This window comes from Nostoc sp. LPT (genome assembly GCF_017115165.1).
Lineage (GTDB): Bacteria > Cyanobacteriota > Cyanobacteriia > Cyanobacteriales > Nostocaceae > Nostoc.
Genome location: NZ_JABXKF010000123.1, coordinates 95214 through 111509, shown reverse-complemented (window position 1 = coordinate 111509; position 16296 = coordinate 95214). Strand labels below are relative to the sequence as shown.

18 protein-coding genes and 1 pseudogene are annotated in these 16296 nt (G+C 42.1%); 13 read left to right on the top strand and 6 right to left on the bottom strand.

Annotation, left to right across the window (positions count from 1 at the left end):
• On the top strand, nucleotides 1-638 hold a 638-nt coding region (locus HWQ58_RS23075), incomplete at its 5' end, for a WD40 repeat domain-containing protein (RefSeq protein ID WP_292867610.1).
• Between the two features lie 370 nt (nucleotides 639-1008).
• Here the strand turns inward: HWQ58_RS23075 and HWQ58_RS23070 are convergent.
• From HWQ58_RS23070 to HWQ58_RS23060, 3 genes are all read right to left on the bottom strand, one after another.
• Nucleotides 1009-1812 carry an Rpn family recombination-promoting nuclease/putative transposase gene (locus HWQ58_RS23070; protein ID WP_292867607.1) on the bottom strand — a complete coding sequence of 268 codons (804 nt, stop codon included), beginning with the start codon at nucleotides 1810-1812 and terminating at the stop codon, nucleotides 1009-1011.
• A 169-nt stretch (nucleotides 1813-1981) separates the two neighbouring features.
• Entirely contained in the window at nucleotides 1982-2236 is a 255-nt protein-coding gene (locus tag HWQ58_RS23065) for a hypothetical protein (RefSeq protein WP_292867604.1), read from the bottom strand.
• Nucleotides 2237-2369: 133 nt separating this feature from the next.
• Nucleotides 2370-3242, bottom strand: a complete 873-nt coding sequence (locus tag HWQ58_RS23060) for an S-methyl-5'-thioadenosine phosphorylase (RefSeq protein WP_292867601.1) — start codon at nucleotides 3240-3242, stop codon at nucleotides 2370-2372.
• A 398-nt stretch (nucleotides 3243-3640) separates the two neighbouring features.
• On the opposite strand from HWQ58_RS23060, the gene HWQ58_RS23055 reads away from it, so the two are divergent.
• Complete coding sequence (locus HWQ58_RS23055) at nucleotides 3641-4768, top strand: metallophosphoesterase (RefSeq protein ID WP_292867599.1); 1128 nt, start codon at nucleotides 3641-3643, stop codon at nucleotides 4766-4768.
• A 77-nt stretch (nucleotides 4769-4845) separates the two neighbouring features.
• On the opposite strand, the gene HWQ58_RS23050 is transcribed toward HWQ58_RS23055, so the two are convergent.
• Nucleotides 4846-6078: an FIST N-terminal domain-containing protein gene (locus HWQ58_RS23050; RefSeq protein WP_292867596.1), complete on the bottom strand. Its 1233-nt coding sequence runs from the start codon at nucleotides 6076-6078 to the stop codon at nucleotides 4846-4848.
• A 376-nt stretch (nucleotides 6079-6454) separates the two neighbouring features.
• Here HWQ58_RS23050 and HWQ58_RS23045 point away from each other — a divergent pair, with 376 nt between their 5' ends.
• The 9 genes from HWQ58_RS23045 to guaA all read left to right on the top strand — a co-directional run bounded on the left by HWQ58_RS23045 (nucleotide 6455) and on the right by guaA (nucleotide 12700).
• Complete coding sequence (locus HWQ58_RS23045) at nucleotides 6455-6700, top strand: Calvin cycle protein CP12 (protein ID WP_069074399.1); 246 nt, start codon at nucleotides 6455-6457, stop codon at nucleotides 6698-6700.
• A 479-nt stretch (nucleotides 6701-7179) separates the two neighbouring features.
• Nucleotides 7180-7776 carry a DUF3177 family protein gene (locus HWQ58_RS23040; protein ID WP_292867593.1) on the top strand — a complete coding sequence of 199 codons (597 nt, stop codon included), beginning with the start codon at nucleotides 7180-7182 and terminating at the stop codon, nucleotides 7774-7776.
• Between the two features lie 36 nt (nucleotides 7777-7812).
• The gene (locus HWQ58_RS23035; RefSeq protein ID WP_292867589.1) at nucleotides 7813-8109 is read left to right on the top strand and encodes a hypothetical protein; all 297 of its coding nucleotides are present in this window, start codon (nucleotides 7813-7815) and stop codon (nucleotides 8107-8109) included.
• A 48-nt stretch (nucleotides 8110-8157) separates the two neighbouring features.
• Complete coding sequence (locus HWQ58_RS23030; RefSeq protein WP_099099501.1) at nucleotides 8158-8346, top strand: hypothetical protein; 189 nt, start codon at nucleotides 8158-8160, stop codon at nucleotides 8344-8346.
• Entirely contained in the window at nucleotides 8333-8584 is a 252-nt protein-coding gene (locus HWQ58_RS23025; RefSeq protein WP_292867585.1) for a hypothetical protein, read from the top strand. Before HWQ58_RS23030 ends, HWQ58_RS23025 begins: the two co-directional genes overlap by 14 nt.
• Before the next feature lie 12 nt (nucleotides 8585-8596).
• Nucleotides 8597-8821: a DUF433 domain-containing protein gene (locus tag HWQ58_RS23020; RefSeq protein ID WP_292867582.1), complete on the top strand. Its 225-nt coding sequence runs from the start codon at nucleotides 8597-8599 to the stop codon at nucleotides 8819-8821.
• Nucleotides 8822-9026: 205 nt separating this feature from the next.
• Entirely contained in the window at nucleotides 9027-9497 is a 471-nt protein-coding gene (locus HWQ58_RS23015) for a hypothetical protein (protein ID WP_292867579.1), read from the top strand.
• Nucleotides 9498-9733: 236 nt separating this feature from the next.
• Nucleotides 9734-10849 (top strand): cobalt-precorrin-5B (C(1))-methyltransferase CbiD, encoded by a 1116-nt coding sequence (cbiD, locus tag HWQ58_RS23010; protein WP_292867576.1) that lies wholly within the window; start codon nucleotides 9734-9736, stop codon nucleotides 10847-10849.
• Nucleotides 10850-11077: 228 nt separating this feature from the next.
• Nucleotides 11078-12700 carry a glutamine-hydrolyzing GMP synthase gene (gene guaA, locus HWQ58_RS23005; RefSeq protein ID WP_292867573.1) on the top strand — a complete coding sequence of 541 codons (1623 nt, stop codon included), beginning with the start codon at nucleotides 11078-11080 and terminating at the stop codon, nucleotides 12698-12700.
• A 57-nt stretch (nucleotides 12701-12757) separates the two neighbouring features.
• Here guaA and HWQ58_RS23000 read toward each other — a convergent pair.
• Together HWQ58_RS23000 and HWQ58_RS22995 are read right to left on the bottom strand one after the other, a co-directional pair.
• Nucleotides 12758-13236, bottom strand: a pseudogene (locus tag HWQ58_RS23000) (transposase); the annotation flags it as partial.
• 205 nt (nucleotides 13237-13441) lie between these two features.
• The gene (locus tag HWQ58_RS22995; RefSeq protein ID WP_292867570.1) at nucleotides 13442-13759 is read right to left on the bottom strand and encodes a hypothetical protein; all 318 of its coding nucleotides are present in this window, start codon (nucleotides 13757-13759) and stop codon (nucleotides 13442-13444) included.
• A 518-nt stretch (nucleotides 13760-14277) separates the two neighbouring features.
• Here HWQ58_RS22995 and HWQ58_RS22990 point away from each other — a divergent pair.
• On the top strand, nucleotides 14278-14682 hold the full coding sequence (locus HWQ58_RS22990) for a response regulator (RefSeq protein ID WP_292867567.1): 405 nt from the start codon (nucleotides 14278-14280) through the stop codon (nucleotides 14680-14682).
• 737 nt (nucleotides 14683-15419) lie between these two features.
• Nucleotides 15420-16250, top strand: coding sequence for a class I SAM-dependent methyltransferase (locus tag HWQ58_RS22985; protein ID WP_292867564.1), 831 nt, complete (start codon nucleotides 15420-15422; stop codon nucleotides 16248-16250).
• The last annotated feature ends 46 nt before the right edge of the window (nucleotides 16251-16296 follow it).

The window sequence follows — 16296 nt, the reverse complement described above, 5'->3', positions numbered from 1 at the left end:
CGGTGAAGCTGTGGAATCGCAACGGGCAACTCTTACAAACTCTCCAAGGTCATAGGGATTTTGTTTTAGGCGTGGCATTTAGCCCCGACGGTCAAACCATTGCCTCTGCCAGTGGTGACAACACGGTGAAGCTGTGGAATCGCAACGGGCAACTCTTACAAACTCTCCAAGGTCATAGCGATTCGGTTTTGGGCGTGGCATTTAGCCCCGACGGTCAAACCATTGCCTCTGCCAGTGGTGACAACACGGTGAAGCTGTGGAATCGCAACGGGCAACTCTTACAAACTCTCCAAGGTCATAGCGATTCGGTTTGGGGCGTGGCATTTAGCCCCGACGGTCAAACCATTGCCTCTGCCAGTGGTGACAACACGGTGAAGCTGTGGAATCGCAACGGGCAACTCTTACAAACTCTCCAAGGTCATAGCGATTCGGTTAATAGTGTGATATTTAGCCCCGACGGTCAAACCATTGCCTCTGCAAGTGATGACAAGACAGTGAAGCTGTGGAATCTCAATTTGGATGTGGATGATTTAATGGTTAAGGGTTGTGCTTGGGTGCGCGATTATTTGCAAAACAATCCTAATGTGAGTGATAGCGATAAGCGTTTATGTGATGATATTGGCACACGCAGGGAATAAACCTCTCCCTGCCTTGAACTAAAGTTCAAGGCAGTCCCTCTCCGAGTCGGAGAGGGACGGTTTTGCGTAGTAAAACCAGGGAGAGGTCTTTGATTGGCTACGCAAAGAGATTTCTGTAATGAGCAGCCCCAACTTAGAATAAAGCGATCGCTTGTATGATTTCATGATGATGGTGCGATCGCACAATAGCCCGTCGTAGCGATCGCTCTTGCTTTAATTTCAGAAACTGCGATCGCTTGTATGATTTCATGATGATGGTGCGATCGCACAATAGCCCGTTGTTGTGATCGCTGTTGCTGTTATCTGATGAAGTGCGATCGCTTGTATGATTAGCCCATTGTTGCGATTGCTCATTAGCAATTCTGCTGTATTAACCTTGAGTTTGCGCTAACCAAGCTTCTAAATCGGTTAAATCCGAAAAATCAAGTAAAGCCTCTGCTAAATCATCCAACTGTATTGAGTCTAAAGCTTGAATTTTCAATAGCTGTGCAGGTGGAACAGTTCCGACCTTACGGCGAAGTAGTCGCATAACAATCGATAAAGCTTTTTCCTGCTGGATATCCTGATAAATTACAGACTCGCGCATAGCATCACTCCGTAATAACCTTTTAATCAGTTCCTTGTTTAATACTAACCCAGCCAATATTGCCGTTGACGCAGCAATATTACTTTGTATCCGAGTATCATTTATTTGCTCAATAGCTTGTGCAACCTGTTGTAATGTTCGCGTTTTATCCTCAGTTTGACTGAGGGTTGCAAACGGTAACAAACCAGGTGTATTTAAAAATATCTCGCTTGGTTGCTCCCAAAGACGAATGACTCCAAATTCATGACGAGTATTTTCTAAAACAAAAGCTGAATGCTTACCTAATTCGGATGTGGTGGGTTGCAGGTAAATGACAACTTGATGCATCCGCTTTCGGGGAAATCTGCGATATACCCGTAACCGATAATCAGTCATCCGAAAGGGAATTTCGGCTTTTGCTTCGGTTTGGAATTCGATATGCAGAACAATTTCATCTGACTGTAACAGAATTAACGCATCTGCTCGAATCGGTTCGAGGGATAATTCTGATGGACTGAGTTGGGTGAGTGCAATAGATTCGCCAAGTAACCAAGTAGCGAAATCGGCTGAAAATGACTCTGCTAAAAAGCGACAGACGTTATCAAACATAGACAGGTGATTATATCAGCGAGGTATTGTCTGTCACAAAGAGATTTTAGTAATGAGCGATATCTACAACGGGCTACGCTTGCGCCCGAACTTAGGATTAAGCGATCACCTCTATAATTTCAAATGATGGTGCGTCACCAAATAGCCCGTCGTAGCGATCGCTCTTGCTCTAATCTAAATACAGTATTTCATTAATTCCTAACAAATTAAATTTTGCAATCCCCTGCAATGCCATTGTGTCAGCTAACAATGCCATTGCGTTGGCTAACAATGCCATTGTGTCGGCTAACAATGCCATTGCGTTGGCTAACAATGCCATTGTGTCGGCTAACAATGCCATTGCGTTGGCTAACAATGCCATTGTGTCGGCTAACAATGCCATTGCGTCGGCTAACAATGCCATTGCGTTGGCTAACAATGCCATTGTGTCGGCTTACAATGCCAATGCGTTGGCTAACAATGCCAATGTGTTCCTCTGCATTAAAAACGCTATGCTTTTACGCAAAACTGTACTAAGAAACTGCGTAGGCGTAGACATGGCTCATTCATCACCAACACTACAAATACTTCTGCAACAATAACCCTAACTTTTCTTTCGTCGCTGCTGGTGCTTTATCCAACTGAGTCAAAATCGCATGTTGCAACGCCGAATGCGCCTCACTCGGTGGTGGATTTTCACTCAAGCGCCGCACAGTTTCTTGAATCACTCTTTGAGCATTCACTGCATTCCGCAGCAAATTGCCAATTACTATCTCCACTGTCACTGTGTCATGCTCTGCATACCAACAATCGTAATCTGTCACCAGCGCTAAAGTTGAGTATGCAATTTCGGCTTCCCTTGCCAACTTCGCTTCAGGTAAATTCGTCATCCCAATGATTGTTGCACCCCAACTGCGGTAAAGATTCGATTCTGCCTTAGTAGAAAAAGCTGGCCCTTCCATGCACACATAAGTACCGCCGCGATGGAGAGTAACTTCTGGTAAATTGAGAGATGCGATCGCATCTGCCAACACAGTCGCCAAATTCTGACAAATCGGATCGCCAAAGGCAATGTGAGCCACAATTCCCTCACCGAAGAACGTTGAAATTCGATTTTTTGTTCTGTCAATAAACTGATCTGGTACCACCATATCCAGTGGTTTCGCCTCTTCCTTCAAGGAACCCACAGCACTAGCTGAAATTAAATACTTCACACCCAATTGCTTCATTGCATAGATATTAGCGCGAAACGGTAACTCAGAGGGTAAAAGCGTGTGATTGCGGCCATGACGCGCCAAAAACGCTACCCGTGTACCATCCAAAGTTCCCAGAATCAAAGCATCAGATGGTAAACCAAAAGGAGTCTCGACTCGCACTTCTTCGATATCTTTGAGCGCATCCATTTTGTAAAGACCGCTACCACCTATAATCCCAATACTAGCTTGAGCCATGATTCTGAACCTGTTCTTTACCGATCTGCTCAGTTATTTTATCGAAAAGGGGAGTAGCAGAAAACAAAGCGATGTCTACAATGAGCTATGCGATCGCATTTCGTACCACTAACACTATTGAATTATTACCCATTAATTGTTTGTTTAGGTGCAGATAGAAGCGATCGCCCAGTTATTCGAGCGTTAATTAATAATTTTTAGCAATCAAATTTCCAATAATTTTTGGAGATTAAATACTTATGATTAACCCTTAAGTCAATTGTCACCACAATGTGTAATCAATGCTTAATGTATACAAATATTAAGTATACGCACTCCTACGCAGGGAAACAAAGCAAGCGTTATACTTTTGGGAAAAGGCTTATTTTAACCCCTGCTTTTAACATTTTCATAAATCAATGACTCTCAATTTTCGCTTTGCGGTAGTCAGCGACTTACACCTGGCACTTCCTCACACAATCTGGGATCATCCCAGCCGATTTCATCTGGTGGAAGTAAGTATCTCAGCATTTAAAAGTGTACTAGAACATTTAACACAACTCGATTTAGATTTCTTGTTGTTGCCAGGAGATTTAACCCAGCACGGCGAACCAGAGAATCACGCCTGGTTACAACAATGTTTAGCCCAACTACCTTTTCCTGTCTATGTTATTCCTGGTAATCATGACGTTCCTGTGCTGTTGGGCGATCGGCAATCAATTGCTTTTGCAGATTTTCCCTACTATTACACGAAGTTTGGCTACGAAGATCCACGCCAGATTTACTACATTCGTCAATTACTGCCTGGAGTTAAGCTGATTGGACTAAATTCTAACTCCTTTAATGACCAGGGTGAGCAAGTGGGATGTTTGGATGCCAAACAGCTATGGTGGTTAGAAGAGGTGCTGGCAGAATCTGGTGATGACTTAGTTTTGGTGATGGTGCATCATAATGTAGTGGAACATTTGCCCAATCAATCGAACCATCCACTGGCAAATCGCTATATGTTGTCGAATTCAGCAGAACTATTGCAGCTGTTGAGGCGCTACGGAGTCAAGTTAGTGTTTACGGGGCATTTGCACGTTCAGGATATTGCTTACTCCGATGGGGTATATGATATTACCACTGGTTCTTTAGTTAGCTATCCTCACCCTTATCGAGTGCTGGAGTTTCATCGGGATAACCAAGGTAAAGAATCGTTGCAAATTTTATCCCATCGCGTAGAGTCAGTGCCTGAGTTCCCCGACTTGCAACAGTCATCAAGGCAGTGGATGGGCGATCGCTCTTTCCCTTTTTTAATCAAGCTATTAACTCACTCTCCATTAAACTTACCATTATCACAGGCAAAAGAATTAGCTCCTGGTTTGCGCGACTTCTGGGCAACTATTGCCGATGGAGATGCGGTGTTAGATTACCCTCATTTTCCCCCAGAAGTGCGGCGCTACATTCAGACATATAGTGCATCACAACCCAATCCAAGCATCGTCACTAATGGAAATTTGACGATGATTGATAATAACAGCACGCTTGTACTGAATAAGAGTTAAGAGTTACAAGGTGATTCAATACTCAGCACGGGCTAAACGCCCCGCTTCCGCTAACAGCACTCAGCACTCAGCACTGATTACTGATTTTGGCGACAAATTCCAAATGCTGAAGTGTAGGCGTGTAAAAAGGTTCTGCCACCAACAGGGCCGATTTCACCGCCACAGAAAAAGCCACCTATAGGAATATCGTTAAGGTAGCGCTGAAATAGTTCAGAATCGAAGTTAGGTTTACCATAAAGTCCTTCACCTCGTCCCAGACAAGAAAACATTAAAGCAGCTACAGCCGAGGGTTCAGATTCTCGTTGATGTTGATAACTTTGGAGGAGTAATTCGAGGTCTTCAGCAGAGGCTTGGGCATCGCGGAGGTGGAATTGCAGCCTTTGACCAGGACGAACGCGATCGCCAATTGCGATCGCCCCAGCATTTGGATCGACTCCAAGAATACCACGAATTAAAAAGTTTCCTTGCTGCAAAGCCAGCTTAAATTCATCCATTGCCACACCAACAAACAGAGAGTGCTGTGCTAAAATGCGTTCTTGTTCGCTGAGACTGGCAATCAAATCTCGCAACACCACCAAAGGCACTTTCTCATCTAACTCTAAAATAATATTGCGATCGGCTTTTGTAACTTGCAATGGCTTGCCAATCGGTCGGCATCCTTGGGCAACAATCGTTTCCAAAACAATATTGCCAGTCAAAGCTATACCAACAGTGCCCTCACGATACAAGTTTTGCTGTTTCTCGCCGTTAGTATCGTTACAAAAAAGGGCAACACGACCACCCATACCTCCACCACTAGCCTGTCCCCCGATGATCGTCGATCCTGGATAAGCAAAATCTAGCCCTTGCAACAAATCGTTGATTCCTGAAGCGAAAGAACTAGACAGCAAGATGAACTGCGGTTTCGGTGATGGTGGTACACCGATCAAATCAAGCCAAGCATCTGGCGAACTGTCTAAGTCAGGTAATTCTTCAGCAACAATATGAAAAACTTGAATCTTTACTCCTGGAAGGTGTGCTAAAGTCAAGCTAATAGCTGGTTCAGCTTCCAATTCTTGGGTTTCTCCGCTAACTGTCGTCCCAATTACACCACCACCACTACAGCCAATTAGCACAGGCACAGAAAGTTTTTCAGCTAACAAGGGTAACAGTCGGGAATACTCACTGGTAAAAGCAGACGAAATGAATACCAGTCCTAGATCCGCAGGTGCTGTTAACGATGAAACAGCTCGTTCTACCACATCTGTAACAGCGGCTTCCAGAGAATGACGGGTTGATAGGGCATTTGCCCACTGCATTTGGTCTGCCATAAGTTTTGAGCTTCTTTCTCTATTTTAGGCTAGTAGGTTTTGACTTTTTATTTTGGGAAGAATTGCATCTTACAATAATTGATGCCAGCCCTTTGTCTCCTCCATCCCAAGAAGCTGGGGTTGTCATTCCCTAATATAGGCATCTAAATATATTGTATGATTATTTATCTATGCTACTAATTCCACAAAATCTTAAAAAATAAAGGTAAATGCATTATAGATAGGGTAGGCTTGCTGTATTGGTTATAAATCAATAGGCTAAAAAACTAACTTACCATCGGCTAAATGGTTAGAATGGTTAGTAATTAAGCGAAAAACTGCCATTTCTGAACATTTTCTATACTAGAATTAACAGCACACAACGAGACATAAAGCAATGACCAACATCCAAGAAACAGCAAAAGGCGATATCCAAGAGAAAATCCAAGAAGAAGTGGAACAAGCGCGTACTGTCTGTGATATTAACGGTAGCAACTCACCAGAGTGTGCTGCTGCTTGGGATGCAGTAGAAGAATTGCAAGCCGAAGCTTCCCACAAGCGCCAAAGCAAGCCAAAAAACTCTCTAGAACAGTATTGTGATGACAACCCAGATGCAATTGAATGCCGGGTTTACGACGACTAGAAATTGAGGCAACTGGATTTTCTGTTGTTTGGTCAGCAAACAACCAGCATTGACTAAAGAAGACGCCTAGAGTGGGGGACGCGGAAACTCACCAATATCCTCCACTTGCAAGCGTTTTATTTAAAGCCCCCGATTTTAGTCGTGGAAACAAAAAATAAATTCTTTATTTGAATCAATAGGCTTCTTCTAAAAGGATAAGTTGCGATTTTCATAAATTAAACAACAAATTATTTGGCATTAGGGGCGTACATCTGTACGCCCCTATAAATTTTTTGTAATACTCGTGACTTCTAGTCATACGAGGTTCAATAAACTATTATCAAGAAGAATTCAGGATGAATTGGAGTCCGACTGACTCCTGAATAAAAGGGTTTAATACCCCTGCCTTATTTAGCAGTCTACAATCAGGTAGTGGTATAAAATCTCACTTGATTTATTCAGACTCCTGACTTCTTTTTATCTATTGTTTGAGAAAAAATATGAACTATGATATTTGGTTTCGACCTTTCGTCTGGATTGATTACCGACTGGCAGTATTATTCCTGGTAATTATTCCGCTAATTCTTCTGATTTGGGCATTTGTACAAAAAGCGGAAGGCATACAACGCTTATTGGCTATATACTGGCGAGTATCAAGCTTGGTGGCAATCACAATTTACTTAATGATTGCTCAGTATCCAGTTAGCTTTATCTCTGGGTTGATAGCTCAGATTTTGATCCCGATTTCGCTGTGGTTCTGGGTGGATATCAACGATGAAATTGAGTATCAAACCAGTGGATCTTTGAAATTTATTTTTACCTCTTGGCGCTGGGCGACAACTGTTTATTGTTTTTTGGGCACACTAGCCTTTATCCCTTTTTTGGGTTGTGCTTTTTCTGCCAATATGCTGAAGACTCCCTATTGTAGTGTCTGGTTCGAGGCTCCGTTACTATTCAAAGAATATTTTCATGCTAACAGCAAGGCTGAGTTCTTAGGTTTTCTTGGCATAACTAGTTTAGTAATTTATGTCCTTTACTTAAGCTATTTTGTTTTGATTAAGCTGGGCAAGCAGGGACGTTCAGCCACACCACAGTAACCGTCGCTGCACCACCTTACCCTTACTCTTAAAAAAATGAATTCCATTGGCAAGCGACTGGAACAATACACCGCTAAACGCACCAAAGAAGTCCTAATTATAACGGTGGTAATTGCCGATGAGCAAGATACAATTGCTATTTTCAAAGGCTTTTCTAGTTCTTTGATGCGCCCAACGGCATTTGATGCAGATGTACCAGTTCTACCAGATGGGGCAAACATCCTCAACATTGACCGAGTAGCCAGTCCTTACAATCCTGAAGCACCCCGTTATATTCAACAAGGAATTTCTTGGGAAGCTATGGAAGCTCTATTATTAGAAGTAGGTGTTTAACTAATTACTAATTCGTAATTCGTAATTTTGGTGTAATTAATAAGTAAAATGCCTACTGCTGCTCAAGTAGCAAGTTTGTATCGTATTAGCTATCAACTGACGTATATCATGCTTCAACCCATATACCTCATTTGTGTTGATAATCGGACTCGTAATGTATACATCCTTGCTGGGTATGACGAAGAGATTGAATTTCAAATTTTACCCAACGGAGAGTTGTCTGATGAGCCAAATTAATTACGATTCAATGTCTGATGTTGAATTGAAACAGTATTTTCTCAAGCATCGCGGGGATCAAGCTGCTTTTCAAGCATATTTGGACAGGATTAATCAGCGTCCGCGTAGGATTGTTGCAAGCCCCGATGATCCCGATTTTGATGAGAAGGTTCAAGCAGCGATTCGCCAAAAGTTAGAAGCACCAAGAAGCAGTAGTCAGCAGCCTAATACTGGGTTGGAGCCAACTGACCAAGAGTGATCTGTGATTTTTATGAATTACCACGACATTATTACGATTGAACCTGGAAAACGCAGTGGGAAACCCTGTATTCGGGGAATGCGAATCACTGTTTATGATATCTTGGAGTATCTTGCAGGCGGAATGACTGAAGCAGAAATCCTAGAGGATTTTTCTGAATTAACTTCTGAAGACATCAAAGCGTGTCTTGCTTTTGCTGCTGATCGTGAGAAGAAGTTGTTTGTGGTATCCCTGTGAAACTCCTTCTAGATGAAAATCTGTCTGATTGGATTATTTCACGGATTGTAGATCTGTATCCTGATTTAGTTTTGAATGGTTCATTCAAAATCTTGATATTTTTGTATTGTTCAATAGCGATATGATACTACACACTTCTGCTTACCTACAGAATTTAATTTATAAGGCTGATCAACAAAAAATATTAGATAATGGTTCTAATTAAATGAATCGCTTTGAATTTCAAATAACAATGCTCCAGCAAGGTGCTGAGGAACTAGAGAAAAAGATTGCAAACTTTACTGTTAATCTTCTTCAAATAAAAACTGCTGCAATTGCTATTTGGACTGCTACTATGGGCTGGTCTTTTTCTATTAAATCTGCTCCAATTATATTAGTTGGATACGTTGTGATCATAAGTTTTTGGTTTTTAGAAGCTTTTTATTGGAGAGTACAATACTCTTGCATTAGAAAGGCAAGCGTTCTAACTGAATATTTAAACAATCAAAAAGCACTAGATGAGAGTTTTGAGAATGAATCAATGCCAGAAGGGTTGGTCTATCCACTACAACCACTCAAAAGTGAACCACAAGTTTCTCTATCTAAGGCTTTACGAGCACCGTCACTTGCTATTTTTTATGGACTATTGCTAGTAGCTACATCTACTATTTTAGTAATTACAAATAGTGTAAAATAGCTTTAAAAAAGAGTTTATAATTTTTGGCAGCGGTCTAACAAGTGCGTTGCAGCAAAATGAAGAGAGTTCTTAGATTCTTAGTGCTGAGTTTAATGTTGCTTACATCCCTGACCAGGAACGTTACCCTGAAGAAAGTAAGCTACAGTTGCGGTCTAAATTGCCATCTGAAACTGTCTTCTCTAGGAAACGCTGGGCGAACAATTTTGAAGAATTATTTTGACTTTTGAATTTAAAAAATGTCCCTTTCTGGATACACACTTCCCGTCTTTGCCTGTGCTGCTGCTGTTGCAGCTTTACATTGGTTACACGATCGCCAACCCCTAAGCATAGCATCAGTAGATTTGATTGAACCCGCTCAAATTGCAGAAATACCAATTGAACAGGTAGCAGGACTATCTGAGAATACAGCTTTGGCAATCACTCGCAGCGATCCTGGTGATAATCTCGATTTGACCAGAAATACGCCGATTTGGGCATTGGTAGAATGGCGAGAACAGGGTGATGAAGCTGTAATTATTAAAGGTGGGGAAGGGATTGGTAAGCAATTAAATGCTGATGACGAGCCTGCTATTTATGCTTATGCTCAAAAGCTGTTGCAAGAGAATTTGCAACGGATGCTAGCACCTGGGGAAAAAATCACGGTGACGATTATTTTACCCGAAGGGCGATCGCTTGCTGTTCGGACTTCAAATTCTGCTTTTGGTGTGGTTGAAGGACTTTCTCTTTTAGGCACAACCGGTATTTCTCAACCTTTAAGTACACCAGATCAACTTGCCGTTTTTCGGGCCCAATTACAAAATAAAGCCAATCGTTTTGAAACTTTGGTATTCTGTATCGGGGAAAATGGCCTAGATTTGGCGCGTAAACTAGGGATTAATCCTGAACAATTAGTCAAAACTGCTAACTGGCTTGGGCCAATGTTAGTAGAAGCTGATGTACTGGGTGTAAAAGAAATCTTATTATTTGGCTATCATGGTAAGCTGATGAAGCTGGCTGGAGGGATTTTTCACACCCACCATTACTTAGCTGATGGACGCCGGGAAATTTTGGCAGCGCACTGTGCGATCGCAGGTTTAAAATCACCAGATATCCAAGCTGTATTTAACAGTGCAACTGCTGAAGCAGCACTCACACACCTAAAATCCATAGATACTGCAACTGGTAGTGATTGGGTAAATAAAGTTTACAGTGCGATCGCCGAAACTATCGATGTTCGTGCCCAAGAATACATCCAAAGTCATAGCGAAAGCGGCACAAAAGTAACAGTCTGTGGCTCTATTCTCTTTGATCGCGATCGCAAAATTATCGTGAAGAGTAAAACTGCTGGTCTGTTGATGGGAAAATTATGTTAATTTATTATGAATAATCGTAAACAATCCAAAAAAATAATACTTTAAGTAACCACTCTAGGGTAGATTTATCGTTTTAATACCATATCCAACTTCGGGGTTTGACAAATGCACGTAAATTAGCGTTTGTCAAGGCTTTCTATACCATTATCAGCCTATCCAGGCTGGATAATAGTATCACCATAGACCACAAAGCATCTATTTATCCTTAACAGAGATAATTCTCCCGTCATGAATACAGCGGTGACTCTACCAACAGAACAAGCGCCCCAAACATTGGAAAATTTTGGGCGGCTTGATCGCCAATTGATTGTAATTCTGGATTTTGGCTCTCAATATTCTGAGCTGATTGCCCGTCGCATCCGCGAAACTCAAGTATACTCCGAAGTTTTATCCTATCGCACTACTTCTGAACATTTGCGCCAACTTAATCCCAAGGGAATCATTCTCTCAGGTGGCCCAAGTTCAGTTTATGGTGATAACGCTCCCCATTGTGACCCAGAAATCTGGAATTTGGGAATACCCGTTTTGGGTGTTTGCTATGGGATGCAGTTGATGGTAAACCAACTCGGTGGGGAAGTGGCAAAGGCCGATCGAGGTGAATACGGCAAAGCCTCATTATATATTGACGATCCCACAGATTTGCTTACTAATGTTGAAGATGGCACTACCATGTGGATGAGTCATGGAGACTCAGTTATCCAAATGCCATCAGGATTTGAATTGCTGGCACATACAGAAAATACTCCCTGTGCTGCCATTGCTGACCACGAAAAGAAGCTTTACGGCGTTCAGTTCCATCCAGAGGTGGTGCATTCTCTTGGTGGCATAGCATTAATCCGTAATTTTGTCTACCATATCTGCGATTGCGAACCCACTTGGACAACAGCGGCTTTTGTCGAAGAGGCAATTCGAGAAATTCGCGCCAGAGTTGGCGATAAGCGGGTGCTGTTGGCGCTGTCTGGTGGAGTGGATTCTTCTACCTTGGCTTTCTTACTGTATAAAGCAATTGGCGAGCAACTAACTTGTGTGTTTATCGATCAAGGCTTTATGCGAAAATATGAGCCAGAGCGATTGGTAAAGCTGTTTCAAGAGCAGTTTCACATTCCTGTTGAATATGTTAACGCTCGCGATCGTTTTTTGGCTAAAGTTGCTGGGATTACAGATCCTGAAGAAAAACGCCGCCGCATCGGACACGAATTTATCAGTGTATTTGAGGAAACATCCAAGCGCCTCGGTTACTTTGACTATCTAGCTCAAGGGACTCTTTATCCAGATGTGATCGAATCTGCGGACACCAACGTCGATCCCCAAACTGGTGAGCGGGTAGCGGTGAAAATTAAGAGTCATCACAATGTTGGCGGTTTGCCCAAAGACTTAAGATTTAAATTAGTGGAACCTCTGCGGAAACTATTTAAAGATGAAGTCCGCAAACTTGGGCGTTCCATTGGTTTACCAGAAGAAATTGTTCAACGGCAACCTTTTCCTGGGCCTGGTTTAGCAATTCGGATTCTGGGGGAAGTTACATCTGAGCGGTTAAATATTTTGCGCGATGCCGATTTGATTGTGCGGCAAGAAATTAACCAACGCGGTATGTATCATGATTTCTGGCAAGCATTTGCTGTATTGCTGCCAATTCGTAGTGTTGGCGTTATGGGAGATCAACGTACTTACGCCTACCCCATTGTTTTGCGGATTGTTACCAGTGAAGATGGCATGACTGCTGATTGGGCAAGAGTGCCTTATGATGTCCTGGAAGTGATTTCTACTCGAATTGTGAATGAGGTGAAAGGGGTGAATCGGGTGGTTTATGACATCACCTCCAAGCCACCTGGAACCATTGAGTGGGAATGATTTGACACTCCCCCAACTTGAAGTCGGGGGATTCTTGGTTCAACCAGCCGACTTATCTCAACTTGTTTCCAAGTCTAGACATAGGTCGTTCTGTCCCCAAGCGTAGATCCCGGTGTGCCCCACCGTTCTTAATGATTTAGCCAAAATGTTCAGCGCTGTGTTCTCATCCATGCACAACTCAGATCCGCAAACACATTTATGGGTACGAGTTGACAAAGTTTTCTTAACTTGTCTGCCACAAGATGAACAGTCGATGCTGGTATATTGTGGAGCTACAGCAACAGTTACCTTGCCATAAATATTTCCAAAATATTCAAGCCAACATCGGAACTGATGCCATGCCGCATCACTGATACTTTTGGCTAATTTATGGTTTTTAACCATGTTACGCACTTGCAAGTCTTCATAGGCAATCAAATCTGCCGACTGAATAACGCACCTTGCTAACTTCACAAGCATTGCTCTTTACGCTGCCTACTGACTTTCAAATGAATTCTTGCTAATTTATCCAAAGCTTTCTTGTAGTTATTAGATTGTGATTGACTCTTGCGAAATTTTCTAGATACTCTTCTTTGCAGTCAAAATAAGTCCAACTAAGTGCGTCTAAATCTTGGTCATTAATTGCCAAGCAGGATGAAAAACCCCTATCCAACATTGCATCAACTGGTAATTCTAATCCATCGGATGTTATTAAATTAATCTCGAAAAGTAGCGCATCCTGATCACCAAAAAAACCGTTTATCATATCGTGCCGCAAGCTCCCGACTCATTAATTCGGAAAGTATGGTGTATTTTACCAGGATGCTTTTCACGACACTGTTGCCAAACCACTTCTAAATCCTGATTGACGAAATACTCTCCACTATGAGGTTCAACAGTAACATACCAGTTGTAATGAGTTTCAATTAATTCTGATTTAACTTTATCAAATACTGGTTTACAACGTTGGTAAAAAGCTTCGCGTTCGGCTTCACGTTGCGCTTTTTGTTCCTTTGTCCACTGAATTTCAGGGAATATTCGTCCCCGACGGGCTGTACGGGTAGTCTTGGCTTCAGTCATGGTTGGCTCTCACATTTAAAGCAATATCTATATATATTTTCAAGCATCTTCACCATAATTTGGACTAACCAGATGCCTTGGTGCGTTGGGGAGCCAGCACGGTCTTAAATGGTTTCCTTTATGAGCGACTGGCGTCAGCAAAGCCGACTTGAAGCATCTGGTGTTCCAGAGTCCAGGTCTATATAGGACTAGTTAATTGACTCTTGACCCTTGACTATGGACAACCTCTACGAAAAAAATATGACACTTGCGTAAGTCCTAAAATTATTCTTTCTTTTATCTTTTACCTTTTAACTTTTGCCTTGTTCGGTGAAATTTATCAATGAGATTTTATACAGGCAATAAATATAAATGCCAGGGAAGAATTAACCGTCAATTAGATGGTAGCTGGACGACTTGAATTTTTTCTAGGAAAACCGGCGCGATCGCAGTAAAATTACCAATGGTATGGTGACAGAGAAAAAAACAAGCAGCTGATTGGAAATACATTTTATTCGATCAACATTAATGGAGATGTTATGGAACCTGCTCTTCCCCTTGCTGGCTTAAACATCCTCGTAGTTGATGATGATGATGATAGCCGCTTTTACATTACTACTGTGTTGGAAGCTGATGGAGCCACCATTATGGCAGTTGCATCGGCAGGGGTAGCATTGAAAGTATTACCTGAGTTACAACCAGATGTCTTGATTTGTGATATTGCTATGCCTGATGAAGATGGCTACACCCTTATCCGTAAAATCCGAGCACTGAAGCCTGATATTTATGAAAAACTCCCCGCGATCGCCTTAACTGCTTATGGCGATCGCGAGTATCGTAACCGTGCTCTGGAAGCGGGTTTTCAGACTCATGTGGCTAAACCTGTCGATCCTGGAGAACTAGTTGCGATCGTCGCAGAATTGGTTGCTTCCTACACGAGTTAACACCAACATAGAATTATTTTTTATTGATCAAAACTCCAAAAAGAGTTATTATCTCCATAGTTATGCTAACATACTACGGTTTCCATTCCAACACAGGGGGACGCGTAAATATACTAAAAACGGCTTAGAGCTTGAATTTTCAATAATAGCTAAAAGCTTTAACACACAAAGCTGACATCGCTTGTGGCAAAAGTAAAGTAACTAGCTGTTTCCACCATAACACCCATTAACTCTGACACTGTTTTTTGAACGGAGGAACATACATAGAATTAGCCCTTTCGAGTAACTCAAAAAATCTCTTTTTTCTCTCTACGTTCTCTGTAACTCTGAAAAGATGTTTTAAAAGGGTCTTTTGCTTTCATAATTAGCACACCTAAGTATCTCAATACACGGATAAAACCTTGATTTGTCGTCATCGGCAAAATTGCACCTTCTGTTTTAAAACATTATCTGAGGTTTCAAAGTAGTTTACCTGACCACTCCAGAGTGAACGAAAAATCGGAACACGAGCTTCCAGGAATCTCTTAACGCAGCGTTAGCAATGTATGAGCGTCACTTTTGAAGACAGAGGACACAGAGTAGCATAGGTTAAAAAGGAATTTGTTGACCAACATTTTACCCACCTTAAAAGGGCTAACTATAGTACTTACAGACTGTACAAAAGAACCATATTGTGTATCAACGTAAATACGTTGTTTCAGCTTTTTACACATCACCCTTTGAAGGATTTAATTTAGATGAATAAGGAAACTTTTACACATCCATCTGTAAACTACAAATTTAGTGAAGACATTTTTGCTGTAGAAGATGAGTCCCTCTCCCTTAAATACTTTGAGAAACAAATCATTGATTCGCAGAAGTACTGGCGTCGCTTCGGCGGCCGGCCAGACTTCTCTGGCAAAGTCGTCCTTGAGATCGGCTGTGGACATGGCGCCCTGTCCATTGATGCAGCAATTTCGGGAGCGCAGCAGGTGATTGGTCTTGACCTCATTGGTAGTCGCATATCATTTGCCCAGCGTATAGTAGCGGAACGCTTCCCAGATATCGCCAACAGAATAGAGTTTCATCAGTTGGATATTGACAACATAACGACGCTTGACGGCAAGGTTGATGTCATAATTTCCAAAGACACTTTTGAACACATCATGGGCATAGATAGAGTTCTTCTCTCAATCAGACGGCTTTTACGGGAAGGGGGCTTACTGATAACTGGTTTTAGTCCACTCTACTACAGTCCCTATGGCGATCATGGATTTCACGCAATCGGACAGCCCATCAAGCTACCGTGGGGGCATCTGATTATTGGCGATGCGCGTGTTGTCGCAGCTTACAATAAATGCCATCCCGGAGTCGAGTGCCATTCGGTCTATGAACTTGGACTCAATAAACTCAAGCGCCGCGACTTCCTGCAAGCCTTTGATCAAGCTGGATTTACTATTGTAAGCGAGAGGATAAATGCTGTTGAAGGAGCTTCCAAATTGATGCCATTGCTTCACTTTCTGAGAAAAGTTCCTGGACTTGAAGACTATGCAACTGTAAATATGTACGTTGTAGCCCGTAAAATCTAGTAGCTCGTCCAAGAGTATTAAAATAATTGGTCATTAATAATACCCT